This window comes from Microvirga sp. CF3016 (assembly GCF_036314085.1).
In the GTDB taxonomy this organism is placed as follows: Bacteria; Pseudomonadota; Alphaproteobacteria; order Rhizobiales; family Beijerinckiaceae; genus Microvirga.
Map to the genome: position 1 here is coordinate 252456 of NZ_JAYGGM010000004.1, position 16295 is coordinate 268750.

Below are 16295 nucleotides of genomic sequence, written 5' to 3' on the forward strand. Positions count from 1 at the left end.
TTCCAGAGAGCGCGGGAACCCTCCTCCCCCTTGTGGGGAGGAGCGGAAGGTGGGGGTGTGAGCGATAGCCTGTGAAGGTGTGGCGCCACCACCCCCTCCCCGGCTGCTTTCGCAGCCACCCCTCCCCACAAGGGGGAGGGAGACAATCTCTGTGCCTCCCATCAAAGCGACGCGCCGCCCTTCAACAGCTTGTAGACCATGGAATCCGTCAGCGCCTGGAACGAGGCGTCGATGATGTTGGGCGACACGCCGATGGTGGTCCAGCGCTCGCCCGAGCCGTCCGTAAACTCGATCAGCACGCGCGTGACCGCATCCGAACCGCCCTGGTAGATACGGACCTTATAGTCGACCAGCTCCAGGTCCTGAATCAGGTTCTGGTACTTGCCGAGATCCTTGCGCAAGGCGACGTCGAGCGCGTTCACCGGGCCGTTGCCCTCGGCCGCGGAGATCAGCACCTCGTCGCCCACCCGCACCTTCACGATGGCCTCCGAGGCGGTGACGAGTTCGCCGACCGCATTGAAGCGGCGCTCCACGTTGACGGAGAAGCGCTCCACGTCGAAGAAGGCCGGCACTTCGCCCAGCATGCGCTTGACCAGCACGTAGAAGGACGCGTCCGCGCCTTCGAACGCGAAACCTTCAGCCTCCTTGCGCTTCACCTCGTCGAGCACGCGGCCGATGCGCGGATCGCCCTTCTCGAGCTCGAAGCCGCAGCGCTTCAGTTCGGCCAGGATGTTCGACTGCCCGCCCTGGTCGGAGACGAGAAGCCTGCGCGCATTGCCGACGGATTCCGGCTCCACGTGCTCGTAAGTGCGCGGATCCTTCAGGACCGCCGAGGCATGGATGCCGGCCTTGGTGGCGAAGGCGCTCGAGCCCACGAAAGGCGCATGACGGTTCGGCTGCCGGTTGAGGATCTCGTCCACCTGCCGCGACACATGGGTGAGCTGGCCCAAAGCGTCATCCGTGACGCCGAGATCGAAGCGGGCGGCATAGCCGTCCTTGAGCTTCAAGGCGCCGATGAGGGTGATGAGATTGGCGTTGCCGCAGCGCTCGCCGAGGCCGTTGAGGGTGCCTTGGATCTGGCGCGCGCCCGCTTCCACGGCCGCGAGCGAATTGGCCACCGCGCAGCCGCAATCGTCATGGGCATGGATGCCGACATGGGCGCCCGGCACGACATTCGTCACCGCCGTGACGATCTCGGTCACCTCGTGAGGCAGCGTGCCGCCATTGGTGTCGCAGAGCACGATCCAGCGCGCGCCCGCATCGTAGGCGGTCTTCACGCAGGAGAGCGCGTAATCGGGATTGGCCTTGTAACCGTCGAAGAAATGCTCGCAATCGACGAGCACTTCACGGCCCTTGGCGCGAGCGGCCTCGACGCTCTCGTGAATGCCCGCGAGGTTCTCCTCCGGCGTGGTCTCGAGCGCCACGCGCACATGGTAGTCCCAGGATTTGGCCACGAAGCAGATCGCATCGGCCTGTGCCTCGAGCAAGGCCGCGACGCCGGGATCGTTGGACACGGAACGCCCTGCCCGCTTGGTCATGCCGAAGGCGGTGAACTTGGCGTTCTTCGTGCGCTTCTCGGCAAAGAAGGCGGTGTCGAGAGGGTTCGCCCCCGGATAGCCGCCTTCCACGTAATCGATGCCGAGTTTGTCGAGGAGCGCAGCGATGGCCTTCTTGTCCTCGAGGGAGAAGTCGACACCCGTGGTCTGCGCCCCGTCACGAAGGGTGGTGTCGAAGAGGGTGATGCGCTCGCGGCTCATGACGACAACTTCCTGTCTTCCTGGGGCGCCAGGCGCTTTTCCATGGTGGTGGTGCCGAGCCATTCGTCGCCGAGCGGCATGGTGTTGCGGCGCTGCGGCTGGAAGCCGTGCTTCTGGAAGAAGGGCAGCGCATTGTCGCTGACCTCCGCCACGAGGCGTGCGGCGCCTCGCGCGCCGGCGAGCTTCTCGACCGCGTCGTAGAGCATGGTGCCGATCCCTTGGCCCGCCGCCGCGGGATGCACGTAGAACAGCTCGATCAGCTCGTTGTCCTTCAGCGCGATGAAGCCGACGGGCGAGCCTTCGACGGTGGCGATCAGGGTCAGGCTCTTCGTCAGCTTCTCGGCGAAGGCATCGTCCTCGGCGCGCGCGATCCACGCTTCCTGCTGGCTCTCGCTGTAAACTTCCCCGGTCAGCTCGGCGATGCTCTCCTCGTAGATGTCGACGAGGATCGGCAGATCCGCCGGCAGGAAGGGCCGCAGCCCCGGTTTCGGCAATGCCTGTCCCATCAGCGTGCAACCTCCCAGGTGGTCGTGCCGTCCTTGTTGTCCTTCACGACGACGCCGAGCGCCGCGAGCTCGTCGCGGATGCGGTCGGACTCGGCCCAGTTCTTGGCCGCGCGCGCGTCCTTGCGAGCCGCGATCAGCGCCTCGATCTGCTCAGGGTCGACGCCGAGCGAAGCCTGCTTGCGGGCCTTCCAGGCTTCCGCTCCTTCCAGGAGGAACCCGAGCGAACGAAGGTTGGCGCCGAGTTCCGCGTGAGCGCCTTGCCCGTCGAGGGCGTGAAGCTCCGCCAGCATCTTCGGCGTGTTGAGATCGTCCGCGAGCGCTTCGACGATGTGGTCCGAAAGGAAGGCCGCCTCGCCCCTGCCTGCCAGTTCATACCACCGGTCGAGGGTCTTCTCGCTCTCCTCGAGCCCCTTCTCCGTCCAGTCGATGGGTTGACGATAATGCGTGCGCAGCATGTTGAAGCGCAAAACCTCGCCTGGCCACTCCTGCAGGAGTTCGTTGATCGTGAAGAAGTTGCCCAGCGACTTCGACATCTTCTCCCCCTCCACCTGAAGGAAGCCGTTGTGCATCCACACATTGGCCATGCGCGGCGTGTCGAAGGCGCAGCAGCTCTGCGCGATCTCGTTCTCGTGGTGCGGGAAGACGAGGTCGATGCCGCCGCCGTGGATGTCGAAGATCTCGCGGGCCGTCGGGTCGGCGCAGGTGAGCCGCGTCTCGAAGGCCTGAACCAGGTGCCGCCATGCCATGGCCGAGCACTCGATGTGCCAGCCGGGACGGCCCGGCGTCGCGATGCCGGCCGGCGACGGCCAGGCGGGATCCTTTGGGCCGGAGGGCTTCCAGAGCACGAAATCCATCGGGTCGCGCTTGTAGGGCGCCACGTCCACGCGGGCGCCGGAGAGAAGCTCGTCGAGGGAGCGCTTCGAGAAGGCGCCGTATTGCGGAACGCCTTTGAGCGTGTGCATGGCCGCCACGGAGAAGAGCACGTGCTCCTCGGCCACATAGGCGGCTCCGCGGGCGATCAGCCGCTCGATGATCATCCGCATCTCGTCGATATGCTCGGTCGCCCGGGGCTCGATGAAGCGCTGAGGCTTGCCCGCCTCGTTCACGTCCTCCGGCATGAGAACGCCCAGCGCCCGGATATCGGCGTGGAACTGCTCTTCCGTCTTGCCGGTGACGACCCGTATGGCCTCGTTGGTGGCCAGATCCGGGTAATCCCGGGCGGCGCGGGCGTTAATCTTGTCGTCCACATCGGTGATATTGCGCACATACGTCACGGCTTCCGTGCCGTAAACATGCCTCAGCAGACGAAAGAGAAGGTCGAAGACGATGATCGGGCGGGCGTTGCCGATGTGGGCGTAGTCGTAAACGGTGGGTCCGCAGACGTAGAGGCGCACGTTCTCAGGGTCGATCGGGACGAATGCGTCCTTCGACCGGGTCAACGTGTTGTAGAGCCTCAAGCTTGCCGCCATGAAACCAAATCCCTGTCAGGCCGCAGGCCGGAGGGTGGTTTCGATCTTGGAATGAGAACGAGACGGCTCCAGCCAGCGAAATGCGCTAGCCGCAAATAATCCCGGAAATGAGGATCGTTGCCGTGTTCATGAAGCCATCAATGCCTTTTCAGGCTCGGAACGTCAAGATTTCCGATTCGGTAATCATGTTTAATTTGCACGGCCGCATGAAACGGGTTCTGGCCAAGCGCGTTAGAGCTTTGTTCACGCACACTCGTGGCATAATCGCACGAGTTCAAACAATGAGGTCTACGATGCGCCGCGCATTCGCCATGCTCGGAATGGGTACTGTCGTGTTTTTTGCAGCCGCGTCCTTGACGCTGCTCCCCAACGGATCCCAGGCCTCCTCGACCGAAGCCACCTTCATGGTTCCCGCCGCCGACGGCTATGGCGTCGCGGAATGCCTGATCACAAACCAGGCTTGTGGCCAAGTTGTGGCGAATGCCTGGTGCGAGGCGCATGGCTACACGAAGGCGGTCTCCTACCGGCAGATCACGCCCGACGAGGTCACCGGCAACATCCAGAAGGCCTCTCTCGGCCCCAAGGAGCCGCCGGTCTCCGTGACCTGCTCGAACTGAGGCCGCTTCCGGTTCAAGGCTCTATCGGCGCCAGCATGGCCCGGGCGGTCGCAAGGATGGCCCGGGTCAGGTCTGCCAGCAGGGGTCCGACGATCCGGCTCTGCTGCCAGTAGAGCGGCACCTCCAGGGGCTGGGACGGCTCCAACGCCACCAGCCGCCCGGCCCGGAGATGGTCCTTGACCAGGAGGTCCGGGTTCATCCCCCACCCCAATCCCGCCAGCGCCCCGTCGACGAAAGCCTGCGACGACGGCAGCCAATGGAGCGGCGGCTGCACCTCGCTGCCGAGAGCCTGACGCAGCCAGAGCGCCTGCAGCCGATCCTTCCGATTGAAGACGAGGCAGGGAGCGCGGGCCGCCGCCTCCCCGCTCAATCCCTCGGGAAACCAGCGCTCGACGAAACCGGGGCTCGCCGTCGCCACGTATCGCAGGGCGCCCAGGGAGTAGCAGTTGCAGCCCTGAACCGGCTGGCTGTGGGAGGTCACGGCGGCCACGACCTCGCCGCGCCGCAGCCAATCCGCACTGTGATCCTGATCGTCCACCACGAGATCGAACAGGAACCCCTCCGTCCGGGCCATGGCCGGGATGAGCCAGGTGGCGAGGCTGTCCGCGTTCACGGCAATGCGGAGGGTAACCGGCCGGTCTTCAGGCTCCAGACCCGGAAGAGTCTGACGCAGGGAGCTCTCCAGCAGGGCGACCTGCTCCACATGCTGGCACAGGCGCTGACCTGTTTCGGTCGCAAGACACGGCTGGCCACGAACGACGAGAACGGCCCCGATCCGCTCCTCCAGCAGTTTGATCCGCTGCGAGACCGCCGAAGGCGTGACGTTCAGCTGTTGGGCTGCCCGCTCGAAGCTGCCGGTGCGCACCACCGCGGCGAGAGCGGAGAGAAGGGCATAATCCAACATGGATCAGTTTTTCTAAATAAGCCTCAGAGACTTTAACTTTCCTAATCCTAGACCCGGACATAGAGAACGTCGATTCCTCACCGGATTATCGACATGACCGCTCCCCTTCTCGCCGGCTTCCTGCTCGGCCTCAGCCTCATCCTGCCCATCGGGGCGCAGAACGCCTTCGTGCTGCGCATCGGCCTGCGCGGCGAACATGTGCTCGCGGTGTGCCTCACCTGCGCGCTCTCGGACGCCGTGCTGATCCTGGCGGGGGTGTCGGGATTCGCGCAGCTCAGCGCGCGGGTGCCCTGGGCCGAGACGGTTCTGCTTTATGGCGGCGCGGCTTTCCTTCTGGCCTACGGCGGGCGCAGCTTCATGGCCGCCTTGGGATCGGCCTCCCTCCGACCGGCGGAGGCGGCCCCGGACAGCCTCGGCCGGGTGGTGCTCACCTGCCTCGCCCTGACCTGGCTCAACCCGCATGTCTATCTCGACACGGTCGTCCTGATCGGCTCGATCTCGACCCAGTTCGACGGAGGCAAGGGATGGTTCGCCGCCGGCGCCATGACGGCCTCCTTCGTGTTCTTCTTCTCCCTCGGCTTCGGCGCCCGGCTCCTGAAGCCGCTCTTCGCCCGGCCCGTCACATGGCGCCTTCTCGACGTCACCATCGGGCTCATCATGTGGGCGACGGCCGCACGATTGCTGCTCAACCGGAGCACAGGCTGATGGCTGTGGTCCTTACGACTTCAGCCATTCCCCGCAATTCGGCGGAACTTCGGTACCCCAGGGCATCAGCGGGACGGTCGAGGTGGAGTTCTTCGGCGAGCCCTCGATGGGCCGGTCCGAATAGACCATGTAGACCAGGGTGTTGCGCTTGGCATCGCAGCCGCGCACGATCTGCATCTTCTTGAAGATCAGCGACCGGCGCTCGCTGAACACCACGTCGCCCTGGCCGAACTTCTGCTTGAACTTCACCGGCCCCACCTGCCGGCAGGACAGGGAGATGTCGGAGACTTCCTCGGCCACGCCGAAGGTGCCGGAAATGCCGCCGCGCTCGGGCGTCGTGTAGTGGCAGGCCACGCCCTCGACCAAGGGATCGTCGATCCCGTAGACCGCGAGCTTGTCGTCCGGCGTCAATGCCCGCCAGACCGTGGACTTCTTGAAGATCAGGTCGGGCTCCTGGGCGGCGGCACCGGTCACGGCGGCCAGGGTCACAGCCAGAGCCAGGGCAATTCGGGCAAGCATCGTTCCAATCGTCTCCCACGGTTACGCTGTCATGTGGGGATTGTGCGAGCCTTTGACGAGAGGCTACTCCGCGTGATGGGTGACGATGCAGATCTTGTTGCCTTCGAGATCCCGAAAATAAGCGCCGTAATAGTTCCGATGATAATGCGGCCGCACGCCCGGCCCGCCCTCGTCCGTCCCGCCCTGCTCGAGGGCTGCGGCATGGCAGGCGTCGACGAGGCTGCGCTTCGAGGCCAGCAGCGCGATCATGGACCCGTTGCCGGGGCTCGGCTCCCGGCCGTCGAACGGGCGCACGACCAGGAACTGCGGCCGTCCGCCGGGCAGGCCCCATCCGATGATTCCGTCGTCCGAGTAGCGTATCTCGAGCCCCAGGGGAGCGAGCACCGCATCGTAGAAGCCCCTCGCCCGGGCGAGGTCATTTGCCCCGATGGTCGTATGAGAGTACATGCTGGGTCTCGTTTCGGAGTCGCTGTTCGGTGCAAAGCTAGACAGCTTCCCCCGAAGGCGACAAGGCGTTAATCACAATAGGGTCAAATTCCACCGGCACATGACCAGCCTACCCAGGCATTCGACGCCGCAACGGACCGGTTCTGCGATCAGCTCTATGGCAAAGACATCTTTTCTCCGCTCCCTCATCGCCGTGACGGCCTTTCTGGCCGCCGGCCAAGCGGCCTATGCCCAGTCGGCCCAGTGCCAGCGCTTCCAGGCCGAACTGGCGGCCCTGGAACGCAGCGGCGGGAGCGCGCCGTCCGGCCAGATGCAGGCCCAGCGGGCGGAGATCAACCGCCTCGTCGGCTATTACCGCAACATCGGCTGCGAGCGCGGACCGCTCGGCTTCCTGGCCGGCCCGGCGCCGGCCGAATGTGGCTCGATCGCCGGACAGATCCGCCAGCTCGAGGCCGGCTATGCGCGCCTCGCCTCGCAGGCCGTCGATCAGGGCCAGATCGAGGCCCGCCGCCGTCAGCTCCAGGTGGCCGTCCAGCAGACCTGCTCCACGGAACCCCGCGGCTTCTTCGAATCCCTGTTCGGCGCTCCCCGCCAGCAACAGCAGCAGGAGATCATGCCCGAGGGCCAGCCGATCATCGCCGACGACGGGCCGCCCTCCATGGGCGGCGGACGCCTGATCTGCGTGAAGACCTGCGACGGATCGTTCTTCCCGCTGACCACGCCTCCGGGCGGCGGTCAGAGCGCCAACGAGATGTGCCAGGCCCTCTGCCCCGGCACGGAAACCCTGGCCTTCGCCTATCCGGGCGGCGACCAGGGCCTCAACCGGGCCGCCTCGCTGTCCTCGAACCAGCCCTATACGTCGCTGGCGAACGCCTTCAAGTTCCGGAAGACCTTCGACGAGAGCTGCGCCTGCAAGAAGCCGGACGAGAGCTGGGCCGTGGTTCTGCGCAAGGCCGAGAGCATGCTCCAGCAGCGCAAGGGCGACCTGATCGTCACCGCCGAGAAAGCCGAGGAGCTGTCACGGCCGAAGACGCAGGCGGCCCGCAAGGCCGCCGACAAGAAGGCCGACGACGAGACCAAGGAGGCCGCCGAGATCGCCGCCGCCGCTCCGACCGCCAGCAAGGAATCGGCCGGCATCGGGCCGCAATCGATCGAGACCAGCGCCGTGGTCGGCCAGGGCGAGGGCGCGAAGCAGGAAGTCGTCGTGGGCAACGGCCAGAAGAAGACCGTGCGGGTGATCGCCCCCAACCTGATCCCGGTTCCGCACGCGCAGAACTGATTCCTTTCAGGACGGTGTTATTCCCGGCCGGAGCGTCAGCGGAGGGGAAGGAAATCCACCCGCATGCTTAAGCGCTATGGATTCCCTTCCCTCGCCTGCGGCTCGCCGGGGATGACATCCACAATGTCATGGCCGGGCTCGTCCCGGCCATCCGGTCAAGCGCCCCGGGAAGACCTCCCCATCAGGGCAGGCAGCGTGCGCATTCCGCACGGCCTACGGCCATGCTATGACGCCCGCATGAAACCGCTCGATTCTCTCGAGATGCCCCGGCCTGCGGGCGCATCGGATCCGATCATTGCCGTTTCCGGCCTCAGCAAGACCTATTCATCGGGCTTCCAGGCCCTGAAGACGGTCGACCTGGAAATCCGCCGGGGCGAGATCTTCGCCCTGCTCGGCCCTAACGGTGCCGGCAAGACGACGCTCATCAGCATCATCTGCGGGATCGTCAACCCGAGCACGGGCAAGGTCACGGCCGACGGCCACGACATCGTTCGGGATTATCGCCCCGCCCGCACCAAAATCGGCCTCGTGCCGCAGGAACTGACCACCGACGCCTTCGAGAGCGTGTGGGCCACGGTCACGTTCAGCCGGGGCCTCTTCGGCAAGAAGCCCGATCCGGCCTATATCGAGAAGATCCTGAAGGATCTCTCGCTCTGGGAGAAACGCGACAGCAAGATCATGACGCTGTCCGGCGGCATGAAGCGCCGGGTCATGATCGCCAAGGCTCTCTCGCACGAGCCCAAGATCCTGTTCCTCGACGAGCCGACCGCCGGCGTCGACGTGGAGCTGCGGCAGGACATGTGGAACATGGTCCGTCGGCTGCGGGAGAGCGGGGTCACGATCATCCTGACCACCCACTACATCGAGGAGGCCGAGGAGATGGCCGACCGGATCGGGGTGATCCGGAAGGGCGAGATCATCCTGGTCGAGGACAAGCACGTCCTCATGCAGAAGCTCGGCAAGAAGCAGCTGACACTCCATCTCCAGAGCCCCCTTTCGGGCCTGCCGCCGGAGCTGCGATCCGACAACCTGCAGCTTTCCGCCGACGGCAGCGAACTCGTCTACACCTTCGACACCCAGACGCAGGAGACGGGCATCGCGGGACTTCTGCGGCGCCTGAACGAGCACGGCATCGATTTCAAGGACCTGCAGACCTCCGAGTCGTCGCTCGAGGAGATTTTCGTCAGCCTGGTCAGGGGGCGCGCATGAACGTCTATGCCATCAAAGCCATCTATCTCTTCGAGATGGCACGCACCTGGCGCACGCTGATGCAGAGCATCGCCTCGCCGGTGCTCTCGACCTCGCTCTACTTCATCGTCTTCGGCTCCGCCATCGGGTCGCGCATGGCCAATATCGACGGCGTCAGCTACGGCGCCTTCATCGTGCCCGGCCTGATCATGCTCTCCATCCTGACGGAGAGCATCTCGAACGCCTCCTTCGGCATCTACATGCCGAAGTTCTCCGGCACCATCTACGAACTCCTCTCCGCTCCGATCTCGGCGCTGGAGACGGTGATCGGCTATGTGGGGGCCGCGGCCACCAAATCGGTGATCATCGGCACCATCATCCTGATCACCGCGCGGCTGTTCGTCGATTTCTCGATCGAACATCCGGTCTGGATGATCGCCTTCCTGGTGCTGACCTCGATCACCTTCAGCCTGTTCGGCTTCATCATCGGCATCTGGGCCGACAGCTTCCAGAAGCTGCAGATCGTGCCCCTGATGATCGTGACGCCGCTGGCCTTCCTCGGCGGCAGCTTCTACTCCATCAACATGCTGCCGCCCTTCTGGCAGACGATCGCCCTGTTCAACCCGGTGGTCTACCTGGTGAGCGGCTTCCGCTGGAGCTTCTACGGCGTCGCCGATGTGGGCGTGGGCTTGAGCCTCGCCATGACGCTCGTGTTCATGCTGATCTGCCTCGGCGCCGTCTGGTGGATCTTCCGGACGGGGTACAGGATCAAGGCGTAACCACCGCACGTCATCACCGGCCTTGTGCGGGTGATCCCGATTGCCCGAAGCGCCGCGCCATTCCGGATCGGGATGGCCGGGACAAGCCCGGCCATGACGTGGCGGGTGTTGGCCGCGCCGAGAGCAAGATAACCTGGAGTCCTTACGCTGCCTGCCCCGCCAGACGCGCCCTCGCGCGCTCGGGGCCGATCAGCGGCAGCAGCGCGCCCAGCTCCGGCCCGTGATCGAGCCCGGTGAGCGCGAGACGGAGCGGCATGAACAGGGCCTTGCCCTTCACGCCGGTCGCCGCCTTCACGGCTTCCGTCCAGGTTTTCCAGGTCGTCGCATCCCACGGCCCCTCCGGCAGGACGCCCGTGGCCGCGTCAATGAAGGCTTTGTCCTCGATCACCGGCGTCACCGGACCGCGCACGACCCTGGCCCATTCAGCGGCATCGCGGACCTTCGTCAGGTTGCCGCGCACCGCATTCCAGAAGGCCCCGCCCTCGTCGGCATCGAGCTCCGCCAGCCGCTCGCGGGCGGCCTCGTAGGGCATCTCGTGGATCAGGCGGGCGTTCAGGTGCTCCAGCTCGCTCTCGTCGAACTTCGCCGGCGCGCGGGAGATGTGGGAGAAGTCGATAAGCCGGGCGAGTTCGCCCAGATCCGCCACAGGGCGCACGGCCTCGGCCGAGCCCACGAGCACGGCGAGCGAGGCCACCGCCTGCGGCTCGAGTCCGGAATCGCGCAGGCCCTTGATCGAGAGATGGCCGAGGCGCTTCGACAGCCCCTCGCCGCTCGCGGTGATCAGCAGGCTGTGATGGGCGAAGGTGGGAACGGCAGCGCCAAGCGCCTCGAAGATCTGGATCTGCACTGCCGTGTTGGTGACGTGGTCCTCGCCCCGGATCACGTGGGTCACCTTCAGTTCGATGTCGTCGACCACGGAGGGCAGCGTGTAGAGATAGGTCCCGTCCTCGCGCACCAGCACCGGATCCGAGAGCGAGCTGCAATCCACGTGGCAGGGGCCGCGCACCAGATCGTCCCAGGTGACGTTGGTGGGTTCGAGGCGAAAGCGCCAATGAGGCTTGCGCCCCTCCTCTTCGAGCTTGGTCCGGTCCGCGTCGGTGAGCTTGAGGGCCGCGCGGTCGTAGATCGGCGGCAGGCCGCGGGCGAGCTGGCGCTTGCGGCGGAATTCCAGCTCCTCCTGCGTCTCGTAGCAGGGATAGAGCCGGCCCACCGCCTTCAGCCGCTCGGCGGCCGCGTCATAGAGGTCGAACCGGTCCGACTGGCGGACGATCACGTTGGGAGGGATGCCGAGCCAGCGCAGATCGGATTCGATGGAATCCGCATATTCCTGCTTCGACCGCGCAAGGTCCGTGTCGTCGAAGCGCAGGATGAAGGTGCCGCCTTCCCGCCGCGCATAGAGCGCGTTGAGCAGGGCCACGCGGGTATTGCCGATATGGATGTGCCCGGTCGGGGACGGGGCGAAGCGAACGATGGGCTTGGACATGCAGATGCTATGGCGAAGGGAACCCGGCGGCGCAAGGGGTGATGGGATTTTGACAGCGCTCGGACCTTATTCCCTCCCCCTTGTGGGGAGGGGTGCCGGCGCCATAGCTTGATAGACTATCGCTCACACCCCCACCTCCAACTCCTCCCCACCGCAAGTCGGGTGTTCCCGACTTGCGGCAGACAAGGAGCAAGTCTCGGGCAAGCCCGAGGCTTGTGGGGGAGGAGAGCATGTGGAGCGTGTCCTAAACGTCCTGCGGCCCCACCCGCGGCTTGCCCATGGCGCGCTCCAGGGCCTCGTCCTTCTGGTGGGCGACGAGGCCCTGGTCGCGGAAGCGGTTGACGATGGGGTAGCGCCGGTCGCGGCCGAAATTCTTGCGCGTCACCTTCACGCCGGGGGCCGCCTGGCGGCGCTTGTATTCGGCGATGTAGAGCAGCCGCTCCACCTTCTTGACGATCTCCAGGTCGTAGCCCTTCGCGACGATCTCGGAGACCCGCAGCTCCTCCTCCACGAGGCCGCGCAGGATCTCGTCGAGATCCTCGTAGGGCGGCAGTGAATCCTGGTCCTTCTGGTTCTCGCGCAGTTCGGCGGTCGGCGCCTTGGTCAGGATGTTCTCGGGGATGACGATGCCGTCGGGCCCCAGCGCGAACTTCGGCTTCCAGCGGTTGCGCAAGGCCGAGATCCGATAGACCTCCATCTTGTAGAGGTCCTTGATCGGGTTGAAGCCGCCGTTCATGTCGCCGTAGATGGTGGCGTAGCCCACCGACATTTCCGACTTGTTGCCCGTGGTCACCACCATGGCGCCGAACTTGTTTGAAATCGCCATGAGGATCGTGCCGCGGGCGCGGCTCTGGAGATTCTCCTCCGTGATGTCCCGCTCCCGGCCGGCGAACAGAGGCTGCAGGGCCGCCTCGAAGCCCTCCACAGGCTCGGCGATCGGCAGGATGTCGTAGCGGACGCCGAGGGCCTTGGCGCAGTCCTCCGCGTCCTTCAGCGACTCGCCCGAGGTGTAGCGGTAGGGCAGCATCACGCAATGCACCCGGTCGGGCCCGAGCGCATCCACCGCCATGGCGGCGCAGATGGCGGAATCGATGCCGCCCGAGAGACCGAGCACCACGCCGGGAAAGCGGTTCTTCTCCACGTAATCGCGAAGACCAAGAACACAGGCGGCATAATCCGCCTCCCTGCCCTCCTCGACCGTGGCCATGGGCGCTTCGCGGCACGCCCAGCCGTCCTCCCCCTTCTCCCAGACGGTGAGGACGATGCATTCCTCGAAGGCCGGCAGCTGGCCGGCGAGCGAGCAATCCGCGTTGAGGATGAAGGACGCGCCGTCGAAGACCAGTTCGTCCTGGCCGCCGACCTGGTTGAGATAGACGAGTGGCAGGCCGCTCTCCGTCACGCGAGCGGTGGCAATGCTGAAGCGTTCATCCGTCTTGCCGCGATGATAGGGCGAACCGTTCGGCACCAGGAGCAACTCGGCTCCCGTCTCGGCGAGGCACTCGACCACGTCGCCGGTCCAGATGTCCTCGCAGACGGGCACGCCGATCCGGATGCCGCGGAAATTGACCGGGCCCGGCAGAGGGCCGGGATCGAAATTCCGCTTCTCGTCGAACACGTCGTAGTTCGGCAGGTCGACCTTGTAGCGCAGGGTGATCGCGCCGTTATCGAGCAGCGCATAGGCGTTGTAGAGAGCATCGCCCTCCCGCCAGGGCAATCCGATGAGCATTCCTGGGCCGCCGTCGGCCGTCTCGCGGGCCAGGCGTTCCAGCGCGGCGCGGCAAACATCCTGGAAGGCGGGCTTGAGCACGAGGTCCTCGGCCGGATAGGCGGCGAGGAACTGCTCCGTGAACATCACCAGGTCGGCCCCGAGGCGGGCCGCCTCGGCACGGGCCTGGCGCGCCTTCTGCTCGTTGCCGGCCACGTCGCCGACGATGGGGTTGAGCTGCGCGAGAGCGATCTTGAGCGTGTTCTGAGCCATGATACCTGCAGATCTAGCGCGCCACGGAGGGCGCAACAACGCAAGCGTAAAGCTTTCCCGTGAACTCTTAAACGCTCACGGAGCAGGGCTGATCCAGGGACTTTGCATAAGTCGCGCGAAGGCCGGATCCGCGTGTTTCAAAGACACGTGCAAAGCTCAAGCTTTGTGGGAACCCGCAACAGTTCAGTTCGTTATTTTCACACGAAACACTGGGAGACTGACATGTTGAAAGGCGGCCTGCTCTGGCTCATCGGCATTCCTCTGCCGATCATTCTTATTCTCTTCTTCATGGGCTGGCTTAGTTAAGCCCAAATACGAGTAGAGTTGCGTATGCGTAAAGAAAAGGGGCGCTTTTGACGCCCCTTTTCTTAATTCGACCAATCCGTCATTCCGCCGCGAGGGCGGCCGGTTGTTCCCTTGACTGACGCTCCCGCTTGATGAGCTCCGAGGTCAGGAAGGCGATCTCCAGCGCCTGCTCGGCGTTGAGGCGCGGATCACAGTAGGTGTGGTAGCGGTCGCGCAGGTCCGCATCGGTGAGCGCCCGGGCGCCGCCCGTGCATTCCGTCACGTTCTTGCCGGTCATTTCAAGGTGGATGCCGCCCGCATGCGTGCCTTCCGCCTGATGGATGGCGAAGAAGTCCTGCACCTCGCCCATGACCCTCTCGAAAGGCCGGGTCTTGTAGCCCGAAGCCGCCTTGATCGTGTTGCCGTGCATCGGATCGCAGGACCACACCACCGTGCGCCCTTCCCGCTGCACCGCGCGGATCAGGCCCGGCAGGTGATCGCCCACCTTGTCGGCGCCGAAGCGGCAGATCAGGGTCAGCCGGCCGGCCTCGTCCTCGGGGTTGAGGGTGTCGATGAGCTTGAGCAGCCCATCGGCCGAGAGCGACGGACCGCACTTGAGGCCGATCGGGTTCTTGATGCCGCGCATGTATTCCACGTGGGCATGGTCGAGCTGGCGGGTGCGGTCGCCGATCCAGAGCATGTGGCCGGAAGTGGCGTACCAGTCGCCCGTCGTGGAATCGACGCGGGTCATGGCCTCCTCGTAGCCGAGGAGAAGGGCCTCGTGGCTGGTGTAGAAATCCGTCGAGCGCATCTCGGGATGGGTCTCGGGGTCGATCCCGATGGCCCGCATGAAGTTCAGGCTCTCGGTGATGCGCTCGGCGAGTTCGCTGTAGCGGGAGGATTGCGGCGAATCCTTCACGAAGCCGAGCATCCAGCGATGGGCGTTCTCTAGATTCGCATAGCCGCCGGTCGCGAAGGCGCGGATCAGGTTGAGGGTCGCGGCCGACTGGCGATAGGCCATGAGCTGGCGGCGCGGGTCGGGCGTGCGCGCCTCCGGCGTGAAGGCGATGTCGCTGATGATGTCTCCCCGGTAGCTCGGCAGCTCGACGCCGTCGATGGTCTCCGTCGGGGCCGAGCGAGGCTTGGCGAACTGGCCGGCCGCACGGCCGACCTTCACCACCGGCGAGCCGCCCGCATAGGTGAGCACCACGGCCATCTGGAGGAACAGGCGGAAGAAATCGCGGATGTTGTCGGCCGAATGCTCGGCGAAGCTCTCGGCGCAGTCGCCGCCCTGGAGCAGGAAGGCTTCGCCCTTGGCCACCTTGCCCAGCGTCCGCTTCAGCTTGCGGGCCTCGCCCGCAAAGACCAGCGGGGGAAAGCCGGCGAGCTGCTGCTCGACGCTCTCAAGCGCCTCAAGGTCCGGATAGGCCGGCACCTGCTGGATCGGCTTGTTTCTCCAGCTGTCGGGCGTCCACCGCTCGGTCATGACACTTACCCCCGTGTCCTTTCTCAAAATCCTCGTCGTTCACCGCAACAAGCGGCACGAAACGGCACCTATACACGACATAAACAAAAAGGCGAGTGCGTTAGCTAACAGACATGCAGCAGGGGACCGCATGCCGCGGCTCCTCGCATCGGGCCCGAAATCGCGGGAAATGGGAGAACGGCGCGTCTCAGCACGCGTGATGATGACGGCTCTCGCGCCGGGACATCCAAAGGGCGCCGAGCCCCATCGCTACCGCGATGATCGGGATGCCGAAATAAGCATAGGCTTCCAGGAGGGTCATGGCCGCGGATATCTAAGTTGCTAAACGTGAGCTGCGACACGCATGAAACGGCTTACGGCACCTTGTATTTCTCTGGATGTCCCACGCAACCCAAACACAAGAAGCGAAAGAGGAAGTATGGGAAGAGAAAGAGCCATAGCGAAAAATGCGGCCACAGGCCGTCTTATCCATCCAATGAGCGTGCTCAGCTTGTGCAACTGACGAAACCGAACGTCTGAACCAATTCGATCGCCCACTTGCGGGTAAGACGAAGACGGAGGCTCCTGATGGCCGGAAAGCCCACGCAGAGCATCTCCTAAGATGATCAGAGGGAGGATGAGGGGTGTTACTGCCAAGATGACAGCATTCATTGGATCTCCCCGCCCTGCACGCGCGAAGATCAACTCTTCTTCAATAGCCTCTCGATCCCGATCAGTAAATTTCGGATCTGACTGAAGTTCCGCGGCAAGTGCCTTCAATCGAACGCGACTCGAGCGAACAACAAGGACCGATATGAGCTGAATCAGCGGCCAAGCAATGAGGGCAATAAATGCAAACAGAACTGGCGCAGGGATATTATTCATTTGTCGCGCTCCTCCAGCCAGTCATACAT

General features: G+C 64.8%; 15 protein-coding genes. 5 read left to right on the forward strand and 10 right to left on the reverse strand.

Translation table 11 applies throughout. The annotated features are described in order from the left end of the window. Positions 1-161: 161 nt before the first annotated feature. Genes cimA through cysS form a run of 3 tightly spaced genes read right to left on the reverse strand, consistent with a single transcriptional unit; the run spans position 162 to position 3732 of the window. Positions 162-1757: a citramalate synthase gene (cimA, locus tag VB672_RS07695; RefSeq protein WP_329783590.1), complete on the reverse strand. Its 1596-nt coding sequence runs from the start codon at positions 1755-1757 to the stop codon at positions 162-164. Next, positions 1754-2263 carry a GNAT family N-acetyltransferase gene (locus VB672_RS07700; RefSeq protein WP_329783591.1) on the reverse strand — a complete coding sequence of 170 codons (510 nt, stop codon included), beginning with the start codon at positions 2261-2263 and terminating at the stop codon, positions 1754-1756. The genes cimA and VB672_RS07700 overlap by 4 nt, the downstream gene beginning before the upstream one ends. Beyond that, complete coding sequence (gene cysS, locus VB672_RS07705) at positions 2263-3732, reverse strand: cysteine--tRNA ligase (RefSeq protein WP_329783592.1); 1470 nt, start codon at positions 3730-3732, stop codon at positions 2263-2265. The genes VB672_RS07700 and cysS overlap by 1 nt, the downstream gene beginning before the upstream one ends. Positions 3733-4025: 293 nt before the next feature. On the opposite strand from cysS, the gene VB672_RS07710 reads away from it, so the two are divergent. Then, positions 4026-4349, forward strand: a complete 324-nt coding sequence (locus tag VB672_RS07710; RefSeq protein ID WP_329783593.1) for a hypothetical protein — start codon at positions 4026-4028, stop codon at positions 4347-4349. Between the two features lie 13 nt (positions 4350-4362). Here VB672_RS07710 and VB672_RS07715 read toward each other — a convergent pair whose 3' ends face one another. Further along, a complete protein-coding gene (locus VB672_RS07715; protein WP_329783594.1) occupies positions 4363-5253 on the reverse strand; it encodes a LysR family transcriptional regulator ArgP in 891 nt (296 codons plus the stop codon). 93 nt (positions 5254-5346) lie between these two features. Here VB672_RS07715 and VB672_RS07720 point away from each other — a divergent pair, with 93 nt between their 5' ends. Further along, entirely contained in the window at positions 5347-5958 is a 612-nt protein-coding gene (locus VB672_RS07720; RefSeq protein ID WP_329783595.1) for a LysE/ArgO family amino acid transporter, read from the forward strand. A 12-nt stretch (positions 5959-5970) separates the two neighbouring features. On the opposite strand, the gene VB672_RS07725 is transcribed toward VB672_RS07720, so the two are convergent. Then, the gene (locus VB672_RS07725; RefSeq protein WP_329783596.1) at positions 5971-6477 is read right to left on the reverse strand and encodes a CreA family protein; all 507 of its coding nucleotides are present in this window, start codon (positions 6475-6477) and stop codon (positions 5971-5973) included. 63 nt (positions 6478-6540) lie between these two features. Beyond that, complete coding sequence (locus VB672_RS07730; protein ID WP_329783597.1) at positions 6541-6924, reverse strand: VOC family protein; 384 nt, start codon at positions 6922-6924, stop codon at positions 6541-6543. Positions 6925-7081: 157 nt separating this feature from the next. On the opposite strand from VB672_RS07730, the gene VB672_RS07735 reads away from it, so the two are divergent. The 3 genes from VB672_RS07735 to VB672_RS07745 all read left to right on the forward strand — a co-directional run bounded on the left by VB672_RS07735 (position 7082) and on the right by VB672_RS07745 (position 10170). After that, positions 7082-8203, forward strand: coding sequence for a DUF2865 domain-containing protein (locus VB672_RS07735; RefSeq protein WP_329783598.1), 1122 nt, complete (start codon positions 7082-7084; stop codon positions 8201-8203). Between the two features lie 237 nt (positions 8204-8440). Beyond that, complete coding sequence (locus tag VB672_RS07740; RefSeq protein WP_329783599.1) at positions 8441-9412, forward strand: ABC transporter ATP-binding protein; 972 nt, start codon at positions 8441-8443, stop codon at positions 9410-9412. Beyond that, positions 9409-10170 (forward strand): ABC transporter permease, encoded by a 762-nt coding sequence (locus tag VB672_RS07745; protein WP_329783600.1) that lies wholly within the window; start codon positions 9409-9411, stop codon positions 10168-10170. Before VB672_RS07740 ends, VB672_RS07745 begins: the two co-directional genes overlap by 4 nt. A gap of 142 nt (positions 10171-10312) precedes the next feature. Here VB672_RS07745 and gltX read toward each other — a convergent pair whose 3' ends face one another. From gltX to VB672_RS07765, 4 genes are all read right to left on the reverse strand, one after another. Further along, positions 10313-11653: a glutamate--tRNA ligase gene (gene gltX, locus VB672_RS07750; protein WP_329783601.1), complete on the reverse strand. Its 1341-nt coding sequence runs from the start codon at positions 11651-11653 to the stop codon at positions 10313-10315. Positions 11654-11897: 244 nt separating this feature from the next. Continuing rightward, positions 11898-13631, reverse strand: a complete 1734-nt coding sequence (locus VB672_RS07755) for an NAD+ synthase (protein WP_329783602.1) — start codon at positions 13629-13631, stop codon at positions 11898-11900. A gap of 385 nt (positions 13632-14016) precedes the next feature. Beyond that, positions 14017-15402: a class II 3-deoxy-7-phosphoheptulonate synthase gene (locus VB672_RS07760; RefSeq protein ID WP_329783603.1), complete on the reverse strand. Its 1386-nt coding sequence runs from the start codon at positions 15400-15402 to the stop codon at positions 14017-14019. A gap of 321 nt (positions 15403-15723) precedes the next feature. Next, positions 15724-16266: a hypothetical protein gene (locus tag VB672_RS07765; RefSeq protein ID WP_329783604.1), complete on the reverse strand. Its 543-nt coding sequence runs from the start codon at positions 16264-16266 to the stop codon at positions 15724-15726. Positions 16267-16295: the final 29 nt, after the last annotated feature.